Raw genomic sequence first — 21,648 nt, 5'->3', positions numbered from 1 at the left:
TGATTATTTACTTTTGAACAAAACGGTTAAAGGATACAAAATGCTCTTTCCAATACACATTATCTAGCTTTGTGATTTCTACTCCCTTAGATCCTGCATGGACAAATTGATTGTTTCCAAGATAGATCCCCATATGAGAAATTCCTTCTTTATACGTGTTTTGGAAGAACACTAAATCTCCAGGAATCGGGTTAGTCACCACAATACTTTCTAAATAGTAGGACTCGCTACTCTTACGTTCGATTTTCATACCAGCTTGCGTATGTAGGAAATAAATAAACCCACTACAATCAAATCCAGCCATCGTATTACCTGCATACAAATAAGGAATGCCCTCCAGGCGTTTAGCAAAATCAATGATCAATGGGTAATAAGCATAACCTTCTCCAGATACATTGCTAGGTACTGTAATAACAGGAGCCGGTGAGACAACCAACTCATTTTTTACAGGTGCTGTTACTACAGGAGCTGTTTTAACTGGCGTTGTATTCGTTGTCCCCTTAACAGTTGCCGGCTTTTGAACGACAAGCTTTTGCTTAATAAAAATATTATCCTTTGTCAGCTTGTTCCAAGTACGTAAATCAGCGACTGTTACATTATGTAATTTAGCAATTTTAGTAAGCGAATCGCCTTTTTTCACTTCATAAAGCGTACTAGCACTTGCAGTTTCTGTAATAAAAAACAGTATAAATGCTATAATCAGCACTTTCTTTCTCATACTTTAAACCCCCTTTCTTTTTATATCGGTAAAACTTTGGTAACATCCACAACTTTCAACAAAATATTACCTGGGAAATAAATGCTCGTAAATTATCAGAAAATATGGCATGATAATTAATGAATAACCATTCAGTAAATACAAAGGGGACATGATACATGAACGAAACCTGGAACCAAATCGAAAACACAATGAATAACCACCCAACTCCAATCCAAAACCAAAACGTCCGTTACGAATTCCACCTAACCGGCGACGAACCATCCGTCAAACAGCTAGTCCTAGCTGACGGTCGAGCATTTGTAACGGATGATACTAGCTCAAAAGCTGATTGCACCCTTACATTAAGCTCAAAGGATTTTGTAAAGCTCATTAACGGGGATTTAAATAGCACTTCTGCATTTATGTTTGGGAAGCTGAAGGTTGACGGGAGTATTGGATTGGCATTGAAGCTGGAGGGATTGTTGAAGGAGTATAGTTTTTAAGAGAAAAAGAAAAACGACTTTCATAGCGAAAGTCGTTTTTTGTATTATTTTTTATTATCAAAATACATACCATCAATCATTTGAGTAGCCGCATAAGGGTTAGTGTAAGAACCTTCATGGCGTTTCTTTTGCTGAAGCTCCTTAATATCTTTCTTAACAAGAGCCATCACAGTAGTTAGCTGTTTATTGATCCCATGATCTAACTCTATTAATTTGCCATAAACTGACAGCTTGGATATTTGTTCAAGATCTAAGGATTGTAATGCCATTTCACGAGCATCCAATAACTCATTAATTTTTTCAATAAATTCTGTACGCTCATCATCAGATGGTGTTTTTAAAAGATGGCTGTATAGCTCTTCAGAGACCGCTAAAAATTGGTCGACACTAGCCATCACGCTTGTCCGCCAGTAGTAAATTGCTTTTGACGATTCAATTGAATGACTTGCTTCCATGTGTCGCGGAAATCAAGGACATATGCTTCCACTTCCTCAATAATAGCAGTGTCATTCTTCATATTTGCTTCAATTAAGCGATGGTTCATATATTCATACATTTGCATCATTGACTTAGAAACTTCAATATCCATATTTAAGGTCATCATAAGCTCTTGAATAATTTTCTGTGCCTTCTGCAAGTTTGTATTTTTTTCTTGAATATTCTTTTCTGCTACCGCAATTTTTGCTTTACCTAAAAATTTTAAACAACCATTGTATAACATCAAAGTCAACTCACCTGGCGATGCAGTACTCACACTATTATTTTTATAAGCTTGGTGGACCGATTGTGCTGACAAATCTTACAACTCCTTTTGTTGAAAAACATAATTATATTTAGCTTTGGCCGAATTGTGATAGATAACCTGATTGTGAATTGGCTTTGCTAATTGCCTGCTCCATTGCAGTGAACTGTTTCCAGTAACGAGTTTCTATATCTTCTAATCTGCGTTGGAAGTTAGAAATACGAGTATTCATGTCAATTAATGATTTACCTAGAGAATATTGAGAATCCGTATGTGTTGTTTTGCCTGCTTTTGTTTCTATATTTGTTGTAAATTCTTTCATAGTTTCACGAAGGCGTTGAATAATACCACGAGTATCACCTGAATTAGTTTTTTCTCCACTTTGTGTTAAAGTTTGTACCACTTTATCAGGATTTTCTGTTAAAGCTTTTTTTAGTTTATCCTCATTAATTACTAGTTTACCACCATCTGAGTATACACTAGAAGTAGTAATCCCCATTTCAGCAAGTGTATCAATTATATCATCACCCATACCGTCAACTCTACCATAAATTGCATTTCGCATACTAGATAGACCACTATTAACTATTGAATCATTGCGAAGTAGTCCACTCTTGGCCTTTTCATCCCATAATTCTTGCTCCTTATCAGACATGTCTTTCCGCTGTTCATCAGTTAAAGGAGGATAGTCACGATATTTTTTTTCTTTTAAAGAATCATTCATCCCTGTAATTAATTCGTTATATTTTTCGACAAACTCTTTTACTTTGTCTACCATTGAATTTATATCAGTAGTAGAATTTAATGTTATTGTTGATGCACCTGCAGCTGTTGTATCCTTCAAAGTTATATTAAAACCTGCCACTGTAAAATTATTCGAATTACGTTCGACTTCTGCTCCATTGATTGTTACTTTTGCATTTTTACCATTTGAAGCTATTTTCTCGGCATCAGAAAATCCTAATTTCCCAAAAAAACCACTTTTATCTCTATCAATTATCTCAACACCCTCAGCGCTTTTACCACTTGCTTTTGTGCTCAAAGATAACTGACCTGATTTTTCATCATAAAGTGCTGTTATTCCCGCTCCTTTATTATTAATCTGTTTAACAACATCACTTATAGTATCTGTTTCCTTAAAAGTGAATTCAAAATCTTTCATAGTTCCATCTGCTTGAAGAACTCCCAGTTTTACATTCTGGTCACCCGAAACGCCTAATTCTTTCATTGTTATAGTACTTGCTGTATTTGCATTAATTCTTCCAACTCCATATGAAGCAGAAGCTAACTGTTCAACTTTTTGAATTGACAATGATCCCGATGCTGCAGAAGTAGCTGTAGCAGTGACTATATTTTCATGAGAAACAGAGACTATTTTTTTATTAAAACTATTTGGCGCCAGAAAGTCATCATAAAGTTTTGTATGAAATGTATTTAACTTCGTATTAATAGAACGGTAAGAATCTCTTTGCCATTCCGTTGTTGTTTTCTTTTGAAATAATTTATCTAATGGTATTCTTTCTGCTTTCATCAAATCTCCAACAATTTGATCAATGTCCATTCCAGAAGCTAATCCACCCACTCTTAAACCTGCCATTTAAAAAAACCTCCTAAATTTTTTCGTCAATTATCATGCCTAAAAACTTTTGCATCGTATAAAATGCATCTAATAGCTTTCGAGGTGGAACTTCTCTGATTACCTCTTCCGTCTCTGCGTCGATTACTTCTACGTAATAGCGATCTAAACCATCATGCATGATAAATTTTGAGTTTCTGTTTTGGATAGTTATAAACTCATTTAATGCATCTACTGCTTTTTGTACTTTTTCTTTTGGGATTAATTCTTTCTCATTAGCTTTTTGTTCTGCTTGCATAATTTCTCTTAGAGAGTTTTCTGTAGTACTTGATTTTAATATATCACCTACTACCTCTGTTTTCAGCTGAGATGTGATTCTAACATCTTTTGGCTGTGCCTGTGCTGATAGACGCATATTATATTCCCCCTATGCCAACTTCGTTCTTATAGTAATTATCGGCAATTTTAAATTAATTTTCAGCTGTTAGCAAAATTTCCATTTAAATTGACGATAATAATAGAGTAGTAAAGTAATTCACATGGAGGTGAATAAATTGAAAATACAAAATCAGACAGGGATTGCCTTCTCTACTAATCGCTATCAAAAAAATGACAATGCAATAACTAGAACTCTGGAGAAACTTTCAGGTGGTGACAAGTTGACTCGTGCTGCAGATAACGCTTCTGGTTTGTCGATTTCAGAAACAATGCGTGGGCAAATTCGTGGACTTGCAAGGGCTCAGCTTAATATGCAGGACGGGCTTTCAGTACTTGAAACAACAGATGCAGGACTTCAACATGTTAGTAGTGTATTACAGCGTATAAGGGAATTAGCAGTACAAACATCGACTGACACAGTTTCAGATGAGGACAGGGGAGCTGCCCAAAAGGAATTAGACCAGCTTCTTCAATCTATCGACGACACCGCTGACAAAATGGAATTCAACACTCAAAGTATTCTTGGTGATGTCCGACCATTATACATACACGTGGGTGCTAACTCTGGACAGACACTTCGTATTGATACGGTAAACGTGAGCACTGCTTCTTTAGGTATAGCAATTGCTAAACTTTCCACACGAAAAGAAGCAGAAAGTTTAATAACAAAAGTGGATAGAGCTCAATCCATTATTTCTGGTCACCTAGCAAATACTGGAGCAGACTACGAAGCACTAACTCACCATAAGGATAACGTGTCGAATATAGAGGTAAGTCTTCAAAAGTCAGAATCTCTTATTCGAGATCCAGACATGGCTAGCGAAATGATAGAATTTATTAAACAAGGAATACGTCAAAAGGGCGATGAAATGCTGGTTAAGCATACTAATCAGAATATTAATAATGTATTAAGTTTAGTTAGATAGAAAAACAGACTAGGAATCCATTTTAAGGTTCCTAGTCTGTTTTTATGTATAACCAGTATAGATGTTATGATGTGCTGGGATTTTGATACTTTGATTTTCTGCCTATTAATCATCTCCTTAAATAACTCTATAATAGCTCATCTATCATTATTGGCGTCCCCGCTTTGTAATCTTTCCTTGCTAATTTGTTGATTATTTTTTCATAGTATTTAGGTTCTAGTCCATACCCTGGTCGAACAATTTTTATATTTTCTTTTGTAAATTTTTCTCCACTATTAATATCCTTAGCAACATAAATAGAACGTCTGAATTTTAAAGAAGCTTTCTCCACTTCGGTAGGGCCGTAGGTAACTTTCCCCATCGCCTGCCATGCTCGTTCTGTCTCTATAACTAATTCCTTCATCTCACTAGGTTCCATTGAAAATGCAGAGTCTACACCACCATCTGCTCTCGATAACGTAAAATGTTTTTCAATCACAGTAGCACCCAAAGCTACACTTGCTACTGCGACACCTATTCCCATTGTGTGATCTGATAATCCAACTTGCACATCGAATAACTCACTCATATGAGGAATGGTAGAAATGTTTGTATAGTTAGGCGTCGCTGGATAGGTACTAGTACATTTCAATAAAATTAAATCTTCACAGCCAGCCTCTCTTGCTGTTCTTACTAATTCATCTAACTCAGCTACAGTAGCCATACCAGTAGAAACAATCATGGGTTTACCGGTAGAAGCAACTTTTTTTATAAGTGGTAAATCAGTGTTTTCAAAAGAAGCAATTTTATAGAGAGGTACATCCAATTCTTCCAAAAAGTCAACTGCTGTATCGTCAAAGGGTGTACTAAATGCTATCATACCTAATTCACGTGCACGATCAAAAATTGGTTTATGCCATTCCCAAGGAGTGTACGCTTGTTGATATAATTCATAAAGATTTTGACCATCCCAAAGATTTTCACTATCCTCAATTTTAAAATCCAGATTTTCTATATTCAAAGTCATCGTATCGGCAGTGTATGTCTGTATTTTTAAAGCATGTGCACCTGCTTTAGAAGCTTCTTCAACTATTTTTAATGCTCTCTCCAAGGAATGATTATGATTACCGGACATTTCAGCAATAATGAATGGACTTCGATTGGATCCCACCAATTGATCAAGAATTTTTATTTGTTTCATTTATATTCTCCTTTCAAAATATCTTCACAAAGTATAAATCTTAACTTACTTCTCACATCAATTGACCGCCATTTACCCGAATAACTTCTCCAGTGATGTAAGAAGAAAGTACAGGTGATAACAAAAAAATAATACTCCATGCAATTTCATCAGGTTTTGCAAATCTTTTAAACGGGATGTTATTAATAATGTTATTTCTAACTTTTTCAGGAAGATTTTCAGTCATTGAAGTTTCAGTAAATCCTGGAGCAACAACATTTGATCTTATATGTTTTCTTGCACCTTCTTTAGCTAAACTCTTTGAGAATCCTATAATTCCTGCTTTACTAGCAGAATAATTTGTTTGTCCTAAATTTCCACTTTCCCCAACTATAGAACTAACAAATACAATTGAACCTTCTTGTCTTTCATACATTTTGTTTATTATTGGTCTAGTAGTGTTAAATGCACCAATTAAATTAACATCAATTACTTCGTTCCATAGTTCTGGACTTATTTTATGATAGAAACTGTCTCTAGTAATCCCAGCATTAGAAACAATCCCATAAATGGGACCCAACTCTTTTTCAATTTTAAATAAAGCATTTTCCATTTCTTCATATGAAGTAACGTTAGCTTTGAACTGGATTCCTTTATTATTTCCTTTGCCGGTTAAATTAATATATGCTACTTTTGCCCCTAATTTTTCGAGTTTTATTACTAGAGCATTTCCTATTCCTCTATTGCCACCTGTAACTACCACAACTTTATCCTTTAATCCAAAAACATCCAACTCATTCATATTAATAGTCCTCTATAGTAATTTTTTTGTAATTAGTTTGCTCTCTTAAAATTAACCATTTTTCTTTGAAAGTCGCCATTCTAATAACATCAAGATACTTTCCTTCTTTAAATATATGATCTTTAAATTTTCCTTCTTCTATTGCACCAAACTTTTTATGTATATTAATGACTGTTTCATTAAACTCAAAAATCTCACACCATAATTTATTCAAGTTTAGTTGGTCAAATACATAATCATATATATTACATTCTAATATTCGAGCAAGTCCCTGGCCTCGTGCTTCAATCTCACCTAAATAATATGCCCACGAAGCTTGTTTATTAACATAATCGATATTATTAATACTGATTAAACCTACATCCACTCCTGATTCTAATTGTATAATCCAGTACTTTTCTCTCTTTTTATTTTGCAAAATACTATTGTACCAATCTAATTGTTTTTCTATACTCAAATCTGGATCAGTATACATATATTTAGTTACTTCCGGTAACATTCTCCAATTCATTATCATTACAAGATCATCTTCATGTATTTCCCTTAAATTAATTACCACAAAACACCATTCCTTTCATTTTCAAATTATCCCTATATACAAGAATTAAAAATATTAGAAACATTTATAAAATAATTTCATTTTATTAACTCTATAATTTTATTTAAAACTAAGTATTTCCTTATCATTTGGTAATTGATTATTTTTGTAAATCTACTGATTGTTGTTTGGACTACCTCTTTATTATTAAATAACTCTTCTAATTTACTTATAATCAATGATTCATTTACCTCTTCATGTGATCCTAATAAAAAAATCATATTTTTTTGGGCAAGTAATTCTGTAAGCTCTTTCTGATTTTCAGCAATAATTGTAACTACCGATGGCAATCTTAAATACATTCTTTCCCATGAAGCTGAACCACCTGCTCCAAAAGCTAAATCAGCCGCTGCCATTAACTTTGCAATATAGTTTATCTGACAGTATAAATTATAGTTATCATTTTTATTACAAATTTTTTCTATTTCTTTTTTCAGAGGGTTTTGTTCTCCAATCACTACATTAATTTTTATATTTTTTAATTGTAATTGTTCAAATGCTTTTAAAGTTTTCAATGTTTCTCCTGTAGAATCTACTGCCCCAAAAAAAATTAATATATTTCTAATTTTTGTATTTCTAATTAAATTTTTGGGATTTATATTAAGAAATTCTTCCCTTAGTAATGTATAGTCGGGTCCTAACAACTGTATACAATTATTGGGTACCAAATTTTTATAACGGTTATACATATTTAAATAATAATTTTGATCTAATATTAAATCACAATCATGCTTTCTATCTGCAATATCATCAATGACCATTATATATTTTACAAAAGGACGTAAATTCATTTCCCATTGTATATTAATAGAGTAATGATCTACAATTAACATAGTAACAACTTCGTTTTTAATTATAGAAATGGTTTCATTAGCATCTTCAAGATAATGTTCCCTTGTCCAGTTCAAAGGGCTAGTAGTATTTATTTTCGACAGTTTATATACTTCAAAACCTTGCTGAGTTATATATTCAATCAAATTACCTTCAATATTTCTGCAAATAAATTTTACAAGTACATTTTTCTTTTGTAGTTGTTTCGCTAATGTTAGACATCTCATCACATGACCTGAACCTATTTGCATTGAAGCATCAGTACGTATAAATACTTGCATATTTACCACCTTATAATTTCTTTTGTTCAATATGAATATTTAATTGCATCCATTCTGGATTCTTATCAAGAATGTTAATAACATCATTCATAGAAAAAATATGATTTTCTTTGTATAATTTCTTTAAGATAAGTTCAATTAATTGGAAATCTTCATTTGTATCCACAGTCCAACGATATTTGCCAAAGTTCTGATTACAGGTGATAAAACCAATATTAAAATTCTGTGGATTCGAATACATGTACGCTGTAACATGTTCTCTATCTCTTTCTAAATTAGCTTTTAGATAGGTTTTTTCTAATGCTTTTTCAGAAAAAACTTCTGTATCTAACCCTCTTGGATACGTTCTTTCTATCGTATTTGATACATAGTCATAATATGGTAAATTGTCTATATAATATTTAATAGTTTTATCGATGATAGATGGATCTATAATAGGGCAATCTGAAGTTAACCTAACTATAACTTCTCCTCCAAATTGTTGCGATGCTTCATAATAACGAGCAAGTACATCCTCTTCGGAGCCTCTGTAGTAATCAACGTTATACTGTTCACAAAAACTAACTATAAGATCATCGTTTTTATTAGTTGTAGTGGCAATAACTATTTTATCTATCAGTTTTGATTTTTTCACTCTTTCTAATTGATATAATAATAAAGGTTTGCCATTCACTTCTTTTAATATTTTACCGGGTAATCTAGTTGAACCCATTCGAGCTTGGATAATCGCTAAAATTTTCATTTTTTTACTTTTCCAATCACTAATTTTACAGCATCAATAACATCTTTGATGTCCTGATCTTGCATTAAAGGAAATAAAGGTAGAGAAATAATTTCTTCATATAATTTCTCTGCTTCTGGAAGAGAACCTTTTAAATATCCCAGCTGTTGATAGAAAGGAAGAGTATGTACAGGAATATAATGAACATTAACACCAATTTTAAGTTTTTGTAGCTCTTCAAAAACTTCCTTTCGAGAAGCATTTAATTTCTCCAAGTTTAATTTAAGCACATACAAATGCCAACTTGAATCTGTGTCAGGCAACTGATATGGAATTTGTAGTTCTGCCATTTCAGTAAAACTCTCATTATAGGCTGCAACAATTTGTTTTCTTCTGCTAACAAAACTATCTAATTTATTTAATTGACTTGCGCCAAGTGCTGCTTGAATATCAGTCATTCGATAATTATAACCTAAAATTTGCATTTCATAATACCAAGGTCCATGATTTTCATGCAATAATTTTGAATCTCTCGTAATCCCATGAGAACGAAATTGTAAAAGTTTATTATAATAATCTATATTATTTGTTGTAATTATTCCTCCTTCACCAGTAGTAATATGTTTCACAGGATGAAAGCTGAACATTGTCATATCACTAAATGAACCAACTTTTTTTCCTTTATATATACTCCCTAAAGCATGGGCGGCATCTTCAATAACAACTAAATTATATTTATTAGCAATTTCCCTGATTTCTTCTAATTGCGCTGGTTGACCAGTAAAATGTACTGGTATTATTGCTTTTGTTCTAGGAGTAATCTTCTTCTCGATATCAGTAGGGTTTATATTATATGTTTTAGGGTTGATGTCAGCAAAAATGACTTTTCCACCTTGATACAGAACACAATTTGCACTTGCTGCAAAAGTAATGGGGGTTGTGATAACCTCATCTCCGCTGCTAATTCCTGCTGCAAAACAGGCGCCATGCAAAGCTGCAGTTCCATTAGAAAAAGAAACTGCATATGTTGCACCAACAAATTCAGCCACTTTTTTTTCAAACATTTCAATAGCAGGCCCCGTTGTTAAATAATCACTTTTTAGTACCTCTATCACAGCATTAATATCGTCGTCATCAATAAATTGCTTACCATAAGGCAAATAAGTATTTCTCACTTCTAATATCTCCTTAAAGAAAAAATGCAGTCAAAGACTACATTTCTTCCACTAATTCTTTTAATTGTTCAATAGATAGCCATTCATCATTAATATCGCTTGCATATTTAAAGCCTTCTGAAAGGAGCTTTCCTCCCTCAGCAAATTCTTTGGACCACCAAGAAAATTCAGGTTGTATGATAAAATAATCACCAAACTCAACAGTATGACGAGCGTCATCTTCGGTAATCATAGCTTCATGTAATTTTTCTCCTGTACGAATCCCTACAATTTTAGTTTCACATTCAGGTGCTATTGCAAATGCTAAATCTGTAACTTTCATACTTGGAATTTTAGGAATAAAAATCTCTCCACCATGCATTCGCTCTAAATTATCTAAAACAAACTGAACTCCTTGATCAAGAGTAATCCAAAATCTTGTCATACGCTCATCAGTAATAGGCAACGTACCTGTCTCCTTTAACTTTTTGAAGAATGGTACTACACTTCCTCGACTACCAACCACATTTCCGTATCTAACAACAGAAAAACGAGTTTTCTTTTCACCAACGTAAGAATTTCCCGCAACAAATAATTTGTCCGATGCTAGTTTAGTTGCTCCGTAAAGATTCACTGGGCTACATGCCTTATCTGTACTAAGAGCTATGACTTTCTCTACTCCACGGTCTATTGCAGCTTCTATAATATTTTGTGCACCATGAATATTTGTCTTTACAGCTTCAAATGGATTGTATTCACATGCTTCAACATGCTTCATTGCTGCAGCATGAATGACAATATCTACTCCATCAAACGCACGATAAAGTCTATCTTTATCTCTAACATCTCCTATAAAGAACCTAATTCTATTATCGTGAAATTCCTGTGCCATCTCATATTGTTTTAACTCATCTCTACTGAAAACAATAACTTTTTTTACATCAATTTCTAGTAATTTACGTATAATTTTTTTCCCGAATGATCCAGTTCCACCCGTTACTAATATCGTTTTTTTAGATAATGTCTTATTTTGCATTGATTTCACCTTTTTTAGTTTTTCAACTTATTTTCTAATACTTGATTAAACTGACAATCTGAAAGAGATTGGAGATATTCTACAAAAATATCTTGTTTTATCATTGGAACATTCTCAATTTTAGCTCCTTCTTTTGCCGTGTTAAAAATTTTCATTTTTGACTTTCTTGCCTTTCTTTCTATCCAACGATGATAGGTACTTAAATTAGGAGTTGTATTAATCATTTCCCCGTTGTTAGAAAGTATTTTTCTAAAGTTAAAACTTTCAGCTATTTCAATCCCAGAAGTGGATGTATTAGAATGTGTTCTCTTACCTTTAAACCCCAAATCTTGACCAAATAAAAAAAGTTTTTTAAAGCCTAAATATTCAATAAGCGAAATTGCAGTTGTTGCAACAGACCCACCAGTCTCCATTAGTGGACTTTCGTTTTTTAATACATATTGCTCTGCCAGAAAATATCCCTGCTGAAATAACAATATTTTAGGCCCAACATGTATCTTTGACATTTCATTGTTAGCCGTTGATAAATAAAACAAAAGGCCTTTATATTGACTATCTTCTATTTGTTTTACAACATTTATTGACGGATCTGTGATGATAATTGCATCAGGAACAACACCATTCATTAATAATGTTTTCAATGAAGAACCTACACTTAAAATGAAAGATTTGTTTTTTGCTTTTTGAAGCCATTTCAGAGTCTCATTTAAAGATGGGCCACCTGATATCAGACAGGCACTTTTATTTTCAAAAGTATTTTTTAATACATTAACATACAAGTTTCTATTTTGAATATTACTTAAAAAGTTACTTTTTAAAAGTTGTGCTGTAGCATTATAGCTCATTTGTCTAATTTTAATATCCTCTAAAATTGTAAAATATGGATGATCTTCAGAAATAGCTTTTAACCAGACATTCGGTAAAATCACTTGATAGTCTAGATACTCTTGAATTTTATCTCCCGCTTTAATAAGCTTAACAGTTTTCTGACAAATTATTTGTTTGTTTCTTGAATGTTTTTTAAAAACATTCATTTCTTCTATGTCTAACAGTAATAACAATATATTTTTATTGGAAGCTAGATTTAATAAACTTTCTAAATGATAACCTAATCCTAAACCAACCAATAAATAACCTTTTGCGTCAAAGTCTACTTCATTCTCAATAAACTTTTCGGCATCTTTAGAAGGATTATATTTGCTATAAATATATTTTCCATTAAACAGTAAAGTATTTTCCCCATTTCTAGCAACTTCGACTTTTAATTTCATGATCAGTTTGTAAATTCTATTGCTGAACATTCCTCAAAAAAAGGTTTTATTTCGTATTCAAACATATCAGCAATAAGAACATAATCTTGAATTTCTAAACCATTATTTACTTCGTGTAAAAACTCATGAATTTTTTTAGCATTTAATTCACTATGCAATTTACTCTGTAAAAAAAGGTCGTTAGCAGTTGTTAACCATATAACTCCTTCACTAAAATTAGTAATTAAGTTCATGGCATCCATTATAAGATCTTTTCTAAGTAAGTTAGAAATTTCTTGGCAACCGATAGGTAATCTTACTAAATAATTGTTGTAACTCTCTACTGTATCCTTTAATAAATCGCTCATTAATTTCATCCTTTCCAAAACTTTAATTTTCTTAATAAGTTTTCAGTGTATTTTTTTGATATTGTTGCCGCTTCAAGTAATCTAGAATAGAGTTCTATATTTTGATTATATATTCGATTGAAGGTTTCATTTGTAGTTTCGCCTTCTTTTTCTTGATAATTTTTTAATATATCTATTGTAATAGGATTTATTATAGTGGACATGGATACTTTAGAACATAACTTTCTTATTTCCTCATCCACTTTTTTCAATTTTCCTAAAGTATTCTTTGAAAAAGTTACGTTACTTTTGTTATTTGCTAGAGCTCCTAATCCCATATTTAAACAAGTTATAATCCTATTATAATTTAGTATTTCTTCTTTGATTTTTTCAGTAAAATCTTCATAATCTATAATTTCATATGTAATCGACGTATCCTTTTGAATCTTTTTTACTGCATATTTATTGCAGAAAGAGTCAAATGCTTCATGTTTATATCCTTCCAACAAGATGCCGCCCTCTGTACAATTAAATATCGAATTTTCGTGTTTTACTAAATTTACAAGTCTTTCGAAACTTTCTTTCATTGACAAAAATGCATAATCAGTCAGGACATACTCGTTATTATAGCCTTTAACGTAAAACATCCCTCTTTCTTCTCTATATCTATCGTCAATCACCTTATAATGTTTATTATTCTCTGCATGTGTTTTATTGAAAGTATATGCTAAGTCCTGTCCTATTATTGCTATTGGTCCATCTGAGATATAACTTGCTATGGAAAATGCATAGTTAGCTACAGAGCCCCCACCAAGTATGATTGGCACTTCCTTGTCTAGAGTATGCTCGATAATATCCTTATAATTTACAAATTCATTAGATAGGAAAAAGAAACAATTAGAGTGAAATGATTCTCTAATTTTATGATGATTGGTCATACTATATATTAAATGTGATTTTTTTAACTCTAATTGTTGAAAATGCTCATAATTTTTTTCCCCACCATCAATTGAAATAACAAAATCTGGTTCTATTCCATGTGAAAGGAGGGTATTTATAGTAGAACCTGATGCAATTAATATTAGTCTCTCCAAATTTTCTTTTAGTAAAGGAATTTGTTTTGTTAAAGATGGACCACCCGAAGCTATGACCACGGGACAGTTAAATTTTTTATTTAATACATTCATTGAATAATCCCTTTTAGCATAAAAGAGATTATTAATATAATTATTTTGCCAAGTTTCTGCAAAAGATCGAATTGTATTTTCATTAATGATATTGAGGTTTAATTTAGCTTTAACTAACTTTAATAGCTCCTTATATTCAGTTGGAAATAACTTTTCATAATTTGGTGAAGAAATAATAGTAACTTTTCTATTAAAATTATCTAGGTTTGCTTCCAAATAAGTGCCATAGTTTTCATTGGTTAGTTGTTTTATAAAATTACTCTTATTACTATTATGCATCTCAAATTGTTTTAACTCATCCTTTATAGGATCTACTACCAATAGTGAACTTTTCTCATTTATTTTCTCTAGCAGTGCTTTTGTAATATAGCCAAGCCCATTACCAAACAGTATATGGAAATGATTTTTTTTAAAATATTGTTCTGCAAATTGCTTGGCTTCTCTTTCTGGATTATATTTACTATGCAAATAATAACCATTTACTTTTAAAGTAAATCCATCCGTTTTTGTTTTTACCTTTTCCATGTTTAAATCCACAAGTCCCACCTCTTTTTCTATATCGGCCAGAATTTATAAATATCAACAAAAAAGCCGAATTCCATAAAGGAATTCGGCTCTTTATTGAACTTTTATTGTAATAATTGAAGTACACCTTGTGGTTGTTGGTTAGCTTGAGCAAGCATAGATTGTGCAGCTTGAGTCAAAATGTTGTTTTTAGTAAAGTTCATCATTTCTTTCGCCATATCTACGTCACGAATACGAGACTCAGCTGCTGTTAAATTTTCAGAAGAAGTTCCAAGATTATTAATAGTATGCTCTAAACGGTTTTGATTTGCACCTAGTTTAGATCTTTCAGTAGATACAGCATCAATAGCTGTTTGAATTGTAGAGATTGCCTTATCAGCACCTGTTTGTGAAGAAATAGTAATAGCATCTATTTTAAGAGCTGTTGCTCTCATGTTCTTAATATTTAAATCAATATTTTGTCCTGAGTTAGCTCCAATATGGAAAGTTAATGCATTAGCAGCTGCACTTAAAGTACCATCTAATAATTTTTTAGTATTGAATTCTGTATTGTCCGCAATTCTATCAATTTCTGTAGTTAACTGAGCAATTTCTTCTTGCAAATTTTTTCTATCTGTAGTCGTATTAGTGTCATTTGCAGATTGAACTGATAGTTCACGCATACGTTGAAGGATTGAGTGTGTTTCGTTAAGAGCACCCTCAGCAGTTTGGATTAAAGAGATAGAATCTTGAGCATTTTTTGTTGCCATGTCAAGACCGCGGATTTGTCCACGCATTTTTTCAGAGATTGCAAGACCAGCAGCGTCGTCTCCAGCACGGTTAATTTTGTAACCTGAAGATAATTTTTCTAAGTTTTTAGCAGATGATCCTTGGTTAGCTGTTAAGTTTCTGTGTGTGTTTAAAGCTGAAATGTTGTGTTGAATTCTCATTGTGAGATTCCTCCTTGAATTTTGGTTTAATTAGTTCCACATCCTTGTGGAATTTGTTTGGCAGTATAAGGTCGGCCGCCCCATTTCTGCCTTACACTAGTATTATCGTACAAGTTAAAGATAGTTTAATAGTTTATTAAATATTTTTTTTTGAAATTTGTTCAATTAATGATTTAGAGATATTTAATGCCTCTTTGTTTTGCTGTTGAATGCTTTCATACACTTCAGAACGATATACTTTTACATTTTGGGGAGCTACAATTCCTAGCTTCACCTGATCTCCGTCTACGCTCAATATTTTTAATTCTATCTTATCACCAATCATTATAGATTCATCTTTCTTTCTTGAAAGAACAAGCATTAAATAGCACTCCCTTCAATAGGAAACCTAATCGGATAAGTGGTTGCATCTTGTAATACTAATTGTTTTGCAAGTCGCTTTTTGTAATTAATCAACAAGGGTGCTTGTAAATTTAAAGTGGAACTATGGAATGGATCTCTTAACGTTACAATGGAGTACGTGATTAAATCTTCACTTTCTTCTATTTGTAAGTCCTCTTTATCGTCCTCTGGAACGTCAAATGTATAATCATTTTTAAATGCAAAAGGGAAAGCAATAACAAACCCAATTTCTTGTTCTTTAATTGATTGAAGTACTGCGAAAGGTGAATCTTTTTCTAAGGGTAAAATTACAAATTTCTTTATTTCTTCAAACCCTGGTATTCCATCTGGAAATTGGATAATATCTTTTTCCTCTATTACCATCGATCCTAAAAATTTCGTTTCAATGTTCATATTTATTACTCCTTTAGACTATGAAGTCGATTTCAATCGTTGGATTTTGCATCATAACCCCTGATACTTTACCTGGTGTATAGCCGTAAACCGGTTTGTTAATTTGAGCATTTATTATAGGCTTTTGCGTTTGAACATTTATATCCAGCTTAGCTGGCTCATAATCTAATTTTATAGAACCTACCGATGGAATAAAATCTATACCTAAAGCCTTTTTATGAGGAAATGTGTTTTGCTTCGCAATAGAAGGTATCGCATTTTGGTTATGTGCGATATCCATCATTTGGTTTCCTTCACGTACTCGTCTAGCAATCCCTTGCATGACTTTCTTCCGTCCCTCTGCGGCAAAGTTAGAAGTAGATTCAAGTGGCCCTATTAGACCTACATCTCTTCTTGCTTGAGAAGAATCAATCTTCATGATACCACGAGTTGTCTCTATATCTACAATGGCTGCGGGTTGTTCGATGTGTTGAGTTGCCTTTGGTTGTTTGATCGTTTGCTTAGCATTTACGATATTGAGTCCTAGCTTAGCATCTGTAGTCTGTATTTGAAGCTTTGGAAAATTCAATTGTCTCACCTCGAAAGAAAGCGTTTGAACAGATTGTCCAAACGCTTTGAATTATCTAATAAAATCTACTAATGTGGATTGAATGATTTTTGCACCTACTGAAAGTGCAGCTTGGTGAATAGATTCTTGGGTAATCATTTCTGTTATCACTTTTTCATAGTCTATATCTTCGTTGTTGGAAAGTTGTTTGGTCACAATTACTTCTTGTGCCCCTAGTCTGTTTTCCATCATTTCTACTCGATTTTGACGTGCCCCGATATCTGCACGAGCCGCTAAAACAGCTTTTTCGTTATCATTTTTCATTGTTAAATATTTGTCAAAATCCTTACCTGTCTTATTTGGGTCTTTTAAATCAGCCTCTAATCCGACAATCATGTTATCAATATTCTGGAACATATCGAGTCCTTTTGTGTTTACAGTGATTTCTACACCATCATAAACTTCAATATTAACATCTTTATTTACACCTACTGCAGCTCCAGGTGTTAAAAAGTTTGTACCATCATGTAGAGGTGAGTTGGTATTTGTGCCTGAAAAGATGTATTTATCCCCGACTTTTGTATTTCCCATATCACGCACTTGCTCTTTAATTTGTGTAATTTCTTTTTCTATCTTTGTACGGTCATCTGGTGTTAATGTGTCACTAGAAGCCTGTGTAACAAGTTCTTGGACTCGATGAAGTGCAATTCCTACCTTGTCAAGTGCATCATCCGAACTATCTAACCAGTTGTTAACCTCACCTAAGTTACGCTGATATTGTTCCACTTTATTCAAATCAGTACGATATCCAATTCCTTTGATAGCTACTACTGGATCTTGTGAAGGACGTGTTATTTTTTTACCTGAGTTAATCTGTTCTTGTAGTGTCGCCATCTTATTGTAACTACCCGATAGGTTACGGAGCATATTATTCGAAAGCATTGATTGAGTTACACGCATGTTATTGACCTCCTATTATAATCCTGCACGACCCATGCCGTTGATGATTTTATCTAATGTTTCATCAATAACTGTAATCATTCTTGCGGACGCATTGTATGCTTGTTGGAATGTAATCATGTTTGTCATTTCTTCATCTAAAGAAACGGAGCTAACTGAAGCTCGATTATTTTCTACAGTTAATTTGATTGTTGCCGAATTATAAGCCAATCGATTTGCTTGTTCTCCGTCAACTCCAAGTTTTCCAATCATAGATTGATAAAACGATTGAACAGTTGCATTATTTAGGTCACCAAGTATTTCAGATTTCATGTTCGCTAAAAGAATTGCATTTTTACCATTTCCCTCTTCTTTACCTGTTGAAGAAGAGGCTGCTACTAATGATGGATCACTTGAAAAAATTGAATCAACAGAAATAGTACCTGCTGACAAAGTAGTCCCCGGCTTTGTTACAAAGAAGTCTTGTCCTTTAGCACCATTTAAATCTGTTCCACCAATGTGTATCTCATTAAATTTATTAGCGAACGCTAAAGCCATTTGATCCAATTTCGCGAGCATCTCAGGGTAGTAGCCTACTGCATTAGTAGCGTCTGCTCCATGTCCATATGAATCGATCAATGATAACATTTTCCCTTTGTTTACTTCCATGTCGTCATAATTGATAGATCCACCTGCTACTCCATTTCCTGTTACAGTAAATCCATTAAAAGGTTCGAATTTATTGTTATCAGTCATTCCTATTGGAGTAAGCTCTCCTGCAGATTTACCATTAACAACTTCTACACTGCCCGTTTTTGTCTTTATAGATACCTTTACTGATCCTTCTGCAATAGCTAATGCATTACCACCAGATTTTGTATATTCAATATCAATAGGAAAGTTTTGAGATAACTTATCCAACAATACATCTCGAGCATCATATAAATCATTAGGCATGTACCCATTTGGTTCAATTGCCTGGATTTGTTCATTCAGAGAAGCAATTTGCTTTAAAATAGAGTTTACATCATCTGTAGACGTCAAAATTTCATTTTTTATATTCCCTTGAATATCAGAAAGTTGTTTATGAATATAGTTAAATGATTCCGCTACACCAATACCTTGCTGTACAACTACTTTTCGTGCCGCAGCATTTTCTGGATTTGTACTTAAATCTTGAAGTGATTTCCAAAATAAATCCATCGATGCATTTAAGCCGAATTCAGATGGTTCAGCCATGATATCTTCCATTTGCGAAATTGCATTAGATCTTGATTCCCAATATCCTAGCTTCGTAGATTCTTGACGATATTGACGATCGATAAATTGATCACGAATACGTTGAACAGATTGTGCCTGAACTCCAGTCCCAAGATGTCCAGGTATTTTAGGAGCATTTAAGCCTGTTCCTGGATAACCTAATGTTGCTTCCATATTTACACGTTGGCGAGAATAGCCGAGTGTATTTGCATTGGAAATATTGTGCCCCGTTGTATACAAAGCAGATTGTTGCGTATAAAGTCCACGCTTGCTTGTTTCTAATCCCATAAATGTTGAGCCCATGGGTCAGCCTCCTCCTATGCTTGTGAATCGAAGTAAGTTTTGTCTTTTGAAGGACCTCTCACTTCTGATTTCGAGTAGTTTATTTGGTCTGGCTTTGGTTTTAGCATGTCGAGTGTTAAATTAACGAACTGAAGAGATTGAAGAGTTAGCTTTTGATTCAGATCGTTTTGATTTTTGAGAGTTTCCAATGTGAGAAGAAGCTGTTTACGTGCAGCGCTAAGCTGCTCCTTTTCTTCCTCAGTGTTGGTGTTTTCTAAGACATGTACAACAGTTGGGTTGTCGATCGGAGCAATTCCTTTTGCTCTAAGGTAATCCGTTACCTCTAATTGACGCTGTTGCTCTAGCTGAGAAATACCGGCTACGTGCGCCTGCTCGTCCTTGAGCAGTTGGTTAAGACTGTCCATGTCCCCAGTTTTGATGGCCTCTGTTTTTTTGTACGCAATTTCTAACAAACTTTTGTGAAGCATATTTAGGTTCGTTAGAGAGTGCAGAATCTTATCGATGGACATGCTCGGGTCTCCTTTAAATTTGGTAGTATTTCAAAATGTTTGTAGCTAGCTGCTTTGCATCCACTTTGTAAGTGCCTGCTTCGATGTCTGCTTTAATAGCAGCAACGCGCTCTGCCTGCTCTACCTCTATCGGAGATTTCGTCTGCATACTTTTTGCTGCTGATGAAATTTCCAACTGGTCTGCAGTTGCCTTCAAAGCATTTTGTGTTTTTTCTGTTTGCATTTGATTGCGTTTGTATGGATTGATCTGATTGACACCTAGATTTGTGATTTTCATATACATACCCCTTTCGTTCTATTAGTATCTATTCTATATTTCGGTAAGTTTTAAAAAGTGTTTAGAGTTCTTTTGTAGGAAAAGATTGGTATAGGAAATGAGCCTTAGGGCATTACCATTTGACTAGACTTCTATGACTGAAGCAAGTAGGTAGAACTATCGGTCGAAGCTTTGTTCCAGTTGACCTTAAAGGGCAACACGTGCTGATTCAGACAAAAAACTCTCACACAAGGTGAGAGTTACTTTTGATCCTTATAATAGACTGCCTCTTGATTATTTACCTTATCACGAAATTCTTTTGCGGCCTCAAACTGGCGTAGCCCAGATTTCAATTCATCGGAGCATTTCGCACAAAGCTTTCCTACTTGTGTCAATTTTCCACAGCTGTCACATGGATAGCCTAAGTTTGGAAATAGAGCTGGCTGTAATCTTCCCTTGCGAACCCATTTATGTAAGAGGTCCTCATCCACTCCTGTCACCTCTACGATTCTATCAACAGTAGCTGCGCGATTTTCTCGTTTTCTTAAAAATCGATAGACGATTTCGTATAGCTTTTCCTCATTCATCGCACAAGGATTACAAACTTCTCTTAACCCAGTATAGTTAAAAAACTCGCCACATGATGGACAATTCTTTAGTTCTCCCATGACCATACCTCCACTATTTCTGCTAGTTGTCTTTTATATCGGCAGATTACCCTTTTATTAAAGTAATTGCCTCCACACTCTTAGCACCAGCATCCTTCAGCACTTTTGCAGCATGATGAATGGTGGCACCTGTTGTGTAGATATCATCAAATAAAATATAGTGTACTGGCTGGACATCTGTTATAGATTCAAATAAAATTCCAGCTTCCAGACGTTCCTTCTTTGACTTTTTTCCCTGGACGCTTCTAGTAGTTTTCACAAGAAGGTTTTGGAATGGAATCTCGGCTTCATTTATAAATTCCTCCACTTGAGAGAAGGTTCTTTCCTTTAATTTTTCCGGGTGCATAGGTATAGGGACAACTATTCCTTGTTTATGGACAAGTAGTTCACTTATTTCACGAGCAAATACGCCAGCGAGTGCAACATCCTGTAGAAACTTGTATTGATGGAGATAGTTTTTCATCGCATCATTGTAAGTATAAAGTGAAGTAACTTGATCGACTGCTCCTTCGTAGGCGGTCCCAATAAAGTCAGAGAAATCAAATGAGTCTTCCGCTCTCTCAAATTTTTGGTAGCACCGATCACAGCTAGCAATCTCGATTTCATAGAGGAATAATCGCCTCCATGTCGCAGGGCTTGAAAATATACTCCCACAAATCAAACAGT

Annotated in this window: 27 protein-coding genes; 2 read left to right on the top strand and 25 right to left on the bottom strand. The window is 33.7% G+C overall.

The window, feature by feature from the left end:
- Window positions 1–7: 7 nt before the first annotated feature.
- On the bottom strand, window positions 8–718 hold the full coding sequence (locus tag MKY94_RS05370; RefSeq protein WP_342578184.1) for an NlpC/P60 family protein: 711 nt from the start codon (window positions 716–718) through the stop codon (window positions 8–10).
- Between the two features lie 158 nt (window positions 719–876).
- Between MKY94_RS05370 and MKY94_RS05365 the strand changes: the two genes are divergently transcribed.
- Window positions 877–1,203 (top strand): SCP2 sterol-binding domain-containing protein, encoded by a 327-nt coding sequence (locus tag MKY94_RS05365; protein WP_144537613.1) that lies wholly within the window; start codon window positions 877–879, stop codon window positions 1,201–1,203.
- 44 nt (window positions 1,204–1,247) lie between these two features.
- Here MKY94_RS05365 and MKY94_RS05360 read toward each other — a convergent pair whose 3' ends face one another.
- The 4 genes from MKY94_RS05360 to MKY94_RS05345 are packed head-to-tail and all read right to left on the bottom strand — an operon-like array spanning window position 1,248 to window position 3,936.
- A complete protein-coding gene (locus tag MKY94_RS05360; protein ID WP_342578183.1) occupies window positions 1,248–1,658 on the bottom strand; it encodes a flagellar protein FliT in 411 nt (136 codons plus the stop codon).
- Window positions 1,598–1,999, bottom strand: coding sequence for a flagellar export chaperone FliS (gene fliS / locus MKY94_RS05355; RefSeq protein ID WP_151110877.1), 402 nt, complete (start codon window positions 1,997–1,999; stop codon window positions 1,598–1,600). Before fliS ends, MKY94_RS05360 begins: the two co-directional genes overlap by 61 nt.
- A gap of 37 nt (window positions 2,000–2,036) precedes the next feature.
- The gene (locus MKY94_RS05350; RefSeq protein ID WP_151110879.1) at window positions 2,037–3,542 is read right to left on the bottom strand and encodes a flagellar hook-associated protein 2; all 1,506 of its coding nucleotides are present in this window, start codon (window positions 3,540–3,542) and stop codon (window positions 2,037–2,039) included.
- Between the two features lie 13 nt (window positions 3,543–3,555).
- Window positions 3,556–3,936, bottom strand: a complete 381-nt coding sequence (locus MKY94_RS05345) for a flagellar protein FlaG (RefSeq protein ID WP_151110881.1) — start codon at window positions 3,934–3,936, stop codon at window positions 3,556–3,558.
- 139 nt (window positions 3,937–4,075) lie between these two features.
- Between MKY94_RS05345 and MKY94_RS05340 the strand changes: the two genes are divergently transcribed.
- Window positions 4,076–4,885: a flagellin gene (locus MKY94_RS05340; RefSeq protein WP_151110883.1), complete on the top strand. Its 810-nt coding sequence runs from the start codon at window positions 4,076–4,078 to the stop codon at window positions 4,883–4,885.
- A gap of 127 nt (window positions 4,886–5,012) precedes the next feature.
- Here the strand turns inward: MKY94_RS05340 and pseI are convergent, their stop codons facing one another.
- The 20 genes from pseI to MKY94_RS05240 form a co-directional block, all read right to left on the bottom strand.
- Complete coding sequence (gene pseI, locus MKY94_RS05335; RefSeq protein ID WP_151110885.1) at window positions 5,013–6,065, bottom strand: pseudaminic acid synthase; 1,053 nt, start codon at window positions 6,063–6,065, stop codon at window positions 5,013–5,015.
- 52 nt (window positions 6,066–6,117) lie between these two features.
- Window positions 6,118–6,846, bottom strand: a complete 729-nt coding sequence (locus tag MKY94_RS05330; RefSeq protein WP_225321709.1) for an SDR family NAD(P)-dependent oxidoreductase — start codon at window positions 6,844–6,846, stop codon at window positions 6,118–6,120.
- 1 nt (window position 6,847) lies between these two features.
- Entirely contained in the window at window positions 6,848–7,405 is a 558-nt protein-coding gene (gene pseH, locus MKY94_RS05325) for a UDP-4-amino-4,6-dideoxy-N-acetyl-beta-L-altrosamine N-acetyltransferase (protein WP_151110887.1), read from the bottom strand.
- 77 nt (window positions 7,406–7,482) lie between these two features.
- On the bottom strand, window positions 7,483–8,556 hold the full coding sequence (gene pseG / locus MKY94_RS05320; protein WP_151110889.1) for a UDP-2,4-diacetamido-2,4,6-trideoxy-beta-L-altropyranose hydrolase: 1,074 nt from the start codon (window positions 8,554–8,556) through the stop codon (window positions 7,483–7,485).
- 10 nt (window positions 8,557–8,566) lie between these two features.
- Complete coding sequence (locus tag MKY94_RS05315; protein WP_151110891.1) at window positions 8,567–9,298, bottom strand: glycosyltransferase family protein; 732 nt, start codon at window positions 9,296–9,298, stop codon at window positions 8,567–8,569.
- Window positions 9,295–10,452, bottom strand: coding sequence for a UDP-4-amino-4,6-dideoxy-N-acetyl-beta-L-altrosamine transaminase (pseC, locus tag MKY94_RS05310; protein ID WP_151110893.1), 1,158 nt, complete (start codon window positions 10,450–10,452; stop codon window positions 9,295–9,297). The genes MKY94_RS05315 and pseC overlap by 4 nt, the downstream gene beginning before the upstream one ends.
- Before the next feature lie 37 nt (window positions 10,453–10,489).
- Window positions 10,490–11,467: a UDP-N-acetylglucosamine 4,6-dehydratase (inverting) gene (gene pseB, locus MKY94_RS05305; protein WP_151110896.1), complete on the bottom strand. Its 978-nt coding sequence runs from the start codon at window positions 11,465–11,467 to the stop codon at window positions 10,490–10,492.
- Window positions 11,468–11,481: 14 nt separating this feature from the next.
- The gene (locus MKY94_RS05300) at window positions 11,482–12,738 is read right to left on the bottom strand and encodes a 6-hydroxymethylpterin diphosphokinase MptE-like protein (RefSeq protein WP_191963884.1); all 1,257 of its coding nucleotides are present in this window, start codon (window positions 12,736–12,738) and stop codon (window positions 11,482–11,484) included.
- Window positions 12,739–12,740: 2 nt separating this feature from the next.
- Window positions 12,741–13,085 carry a hypothetical protein gene (locus tag MKY94_RS05295; protein ID WP_151110900.1) on the bottom strand — a complete coding sequence of 115 codons (345 nt, stop codon included), beginning with the start codon at window positions 13,083–13,085 and terminating at the stop codon, window positions 12,741–12,743.
- A gap of 5 nt (window positions 13,086–13,090) precedes the next feature.
- On the bottom strand, window positions 13,091–14,776 hold the full coding sequence (locus MKY94_RS05290; RefSeq protein WP_151110902.1) for a motility associated factor glycosyltransferase family protein: 1,686 nt from the start codon (window positions 14,774–14,776) through the stop codon (window positions 13,091–13,093).
- Between the two features lie 104 nt (window positions 14,777–14,880).
- Window positions 14,881–15,705 carry a flagellin gene (locus MKY94_RS05285; protein WP_151110904.1) on the bottom strand — a complete coding sequence of 275 codons (825 nt, stop codon included), beginning with the start codon at window positions 15,703–15,705 and terminating at the stop codon, window positions 14,881–14,883.
- 136 nt (window positions 15,706–15,841) lie between these two features.
- On the bottom strand, window positions 15,842–16,066 hold the full coding sequence (csrA, locus tag MKY94_RS05280; RefSeq protein ID WP_151110906.1) for a carbon storage regulator CsrA: 225 nt from the start codon (window positions 16,064–16,066) through the stop codon (window positions 15,842–15,844).
- A complete protein-coding gene (fliW, locus tag MKY94_RS05275; RefSeq protein ID WP_151110908.1) occupies window positions 16,066–16,500 on the bottom strand; it encodes a flagellar assembly protein FliW in 435 nt (144 codons plus the stop codon). The genes csrA and fliW overlap by 1 nt, the downstream gene beginning before the upstream one ends.
- A gap of 13 nt (window positions 16,501–16,513) precedes the next feature.
- On the bottom strand, window positions 16,514–17,077 hold the full coding sequence (locus tag MKY94_RS05270; protein ID WP_342578182.1) for a DUF6470 family protein: 564 nt from the start codon (window positions 17,075–17,077) through the stop codon (window positions 16,514–16,516).
- A gap of 42 nt (window positions 17,078–17,119) precedes the next feature.
- Window positions 17,120–18,007, bottom strand: a complete 888-nt coding sequence (flgL, locus tag MKY94_RS05265) for a flagellar hook-associated protein FlgL (protein ID WP_151110912.1) — start codon at window positions 18,005–18,007, stop codon at window positions 17,120–17,122.
- Between the two features lie 15 nt (window positions 18,008–18,022).
- A complete protein-coding gene (gene flgK / locus MKY94_RS05260) occupies window positions 18,023–19,549 on the bottom strand; it encodes a flagellar hook-associated protein FlgK (protein WP_151110914.1) in 1,527 nt (508 codons plus the stop codon).
- A gap of 14 nt (window positions 19,550–19,563) precedes the next feature.
- Window positions 19,564–20,058: a flagellar protein FlgN gene (locus tag MKY94_RS05255; protein ID WP_151110916.1), complete on the bottom strand. Its 495-nt coding sequence runs from the start codon at window positions 20,056–20,058 to the stop codon at window positions 19,564–19,566.
- A gap of 13 nt (window positions 20,059–20,071) precedes the next feature.
- Window positions 20,072–20,335 (bottom strand): flagellar biosynthesis anti-sigma factor FlgM, encoded by a 264-nt coding sequence (gene flgM, locus MKY94_RS05250; RefSeq protein ID WP_144537567.1) that lies wholly within the window; start codon window positions 20,333–20,335, stop codon window positions 20,072–20,074.
- Between the two features lie 239 nt (window positions 20,336–20,574).
- A complete protein-coding gene (locus MKY94_RS05245; protein ID WP_144537565.1) occupies window positions 20,575–20,982 on the bottom strand; it encodes a TIGR03826 family flagellar region protein in 408 nt (135 codons plus the stop codon).
- Between the two features lie 46 nt (window positions 20,983–21,028).
- Complete coding sequence (locus tag MKY94_RS05240; RefSeq protein ID WP_151110918.1) at window positions 21,029–21,643, bottom strand: ComF family protein; 615 nt, start codon at window positions 21,641–21,643, stop codon at window positions 21,029–21,031.
- Window positions 21,644–21,648 lie beyond the last annotated feature (5 nt).

This window comes from Psychrobacillus sp. FSL K6-2843 (genome assembly GCF_038626375.1).
Taxonomy (GTDB): Bacteria; Bacillota; Bacilli; order Bacillales_A; family Planococcaceae; genus Psychrobacillus; species Psychrobacillus faecigallinarum.
The sequence above is the reverse complement of the archived record's forward strand: the minus strand, read 5'-3'. Positions and strand labels throughout refer to the sequence as shown.

Excerpts from the sequence above, each read along its gene's own strand:
- MKY94_RS05285 (WP_151110904.1), bottom strand. The coding sequence starts at position 15,705 with ATGAGAATTCAACACAACATTTCAGCTTTAAACACACACAGAAACTTA.
- MKY94_RS05255 (WP_151110916.1), bottom strand. The coding sequence starts at position 20,058 with ATGTCCATCGATAAGATTCTGCACTCTCTAACGAACCTAAATATGCTT.
- pseG (WP_151110889.1), bottom strand. The coding sequence starts at position 8,556 with ATGCAAGTATTTATACGTACTGATGCTTCAATGCAAATAGGTTCAGGT.
- pseI (WP_151110885.1), bottom strand. The coding sequence starts at position 6,065 with ATGAAACAAATAAAAATTCTTGATCAATTGGTGGGATCCAATCGAAGT.
- MKY94_RS05350 (WP_151110879.1), bottom strand. The coding sequence starts at position 3,542 with ATGGCAGGTTTAAGAGTGGGTGGATTAGCTTCTGGAATGGACATTGAT.
- flgK (WP_151110914.1), bottom strand. The coding sequence starts at position 19,549 with ATGGGCTCAACATTTATGGGATTAGAAACAAGCAAGCGTGGACTTTAT.
- MKY94_RS05295 (WP_151110900.1), bottom strand. The coding sequence starts at position 13,085 with ATGAGCGATTTATTAAAGGATACAGTAGAGAGTTACAACAATTATTTA.
- MKY94_RS05365 (WP_144537613.1), top strand. The coding sequence starts at position 877 with ATGAACGAAACCTGGAACCAAATCGAAAACACAATGAATAACCACCCA.
- MKY94_RS05330 (WP_225321709.1), bottom strand. The coding sequence starts at position 6,846 with ATGAATGAGTTGGATGTTTTTGGATTAAAGGATAAAGTTGTGGTAGTT.
- MKY94_RS05370 (WP_342578184.1), bottom strand. The coding sequence starts at position 718 with ATGAGAAAGAAAGTGCTGATTATAGCATTTATACTGTTTTTTATTACA.
- pseB (WP_151110896.1), bottom strand. The coding sequence starts at position 11,467 with ATGCAAAATAAGACATTATCTAAAAAAACGATATTAGTAACGGGTGGA.
- csrA (WP_151110906.1), bottom strand. The coding sequence starts at position 16,066 with ATGCTTGTTCTTTCAAGAAAGAAAGATGAATCTATAATGATTGGTGAT.
- flgM (WP_144537567.1), bottom strand. The coding sequence starts at position 20,335 with ATGAAAATCACAAATCTAGGTGTCAATCAGATCAATCCATACAAACGC.
- fliW (WP_151110908.1), bottom strand. The coding sequence starts at position 16,500 with ATGAACATTGAAACGAAATTTTTAGGATCGATGGTAATAGAGGAAAAA.
- MKY94_RS05290 (WP_151110902.1), bottom strand. The coding sequence starts at position 14,776 with ATGGAAAAGGTAAAAACAAAAACGGATGGATTTACTTTAAAAGTAAAT.
- flgL (WP_151110912.1), bottom strand. The coding sequence starts at position 18,007 with ATGCGTGTAACTCAATCAATGCTTTCGAATAATATGCTCCGTAACCTA.
- MKY94_RS05345 (WP_151110881.1), bottom strand. The coding sequence starts at position 3,936 with ATGCGTCTATCAGCACAGGCACAGCCAAAAGATGTTAGAATCACATCT.
- MKY94_RS05245 (WP_144537565.1), bottom strand. The coding sequence starts at position 20,982 with ATGGGAGAACTAAAGAATTGTCCATCATGTGGCGAGTTTTTTAACTAT.
- MKY94_RS05300 (WP_191963884.1), bottom strand. The coding sequence starts at position 12,738 with ATGAAATTAAAAGTCGAAGTTGCTAGAAATGGGGAAAATACTTTACTG.
- MKY94_RS05360 (WP_342578183.1), bottom strand. The coding sequence starts at position 1,658 with ATGGAAGCAAGTCATTCAATTGAATCGTCAAAAGCAATTTACTACTGG.
- MKY94_RS05315 (WP_151110891.1), bottom strand. The coding sequence starts at position 9,298 with ATGAAAATTTTAGCGATTATCCAAGCTCGAATGGGTTCAACTAGATTA.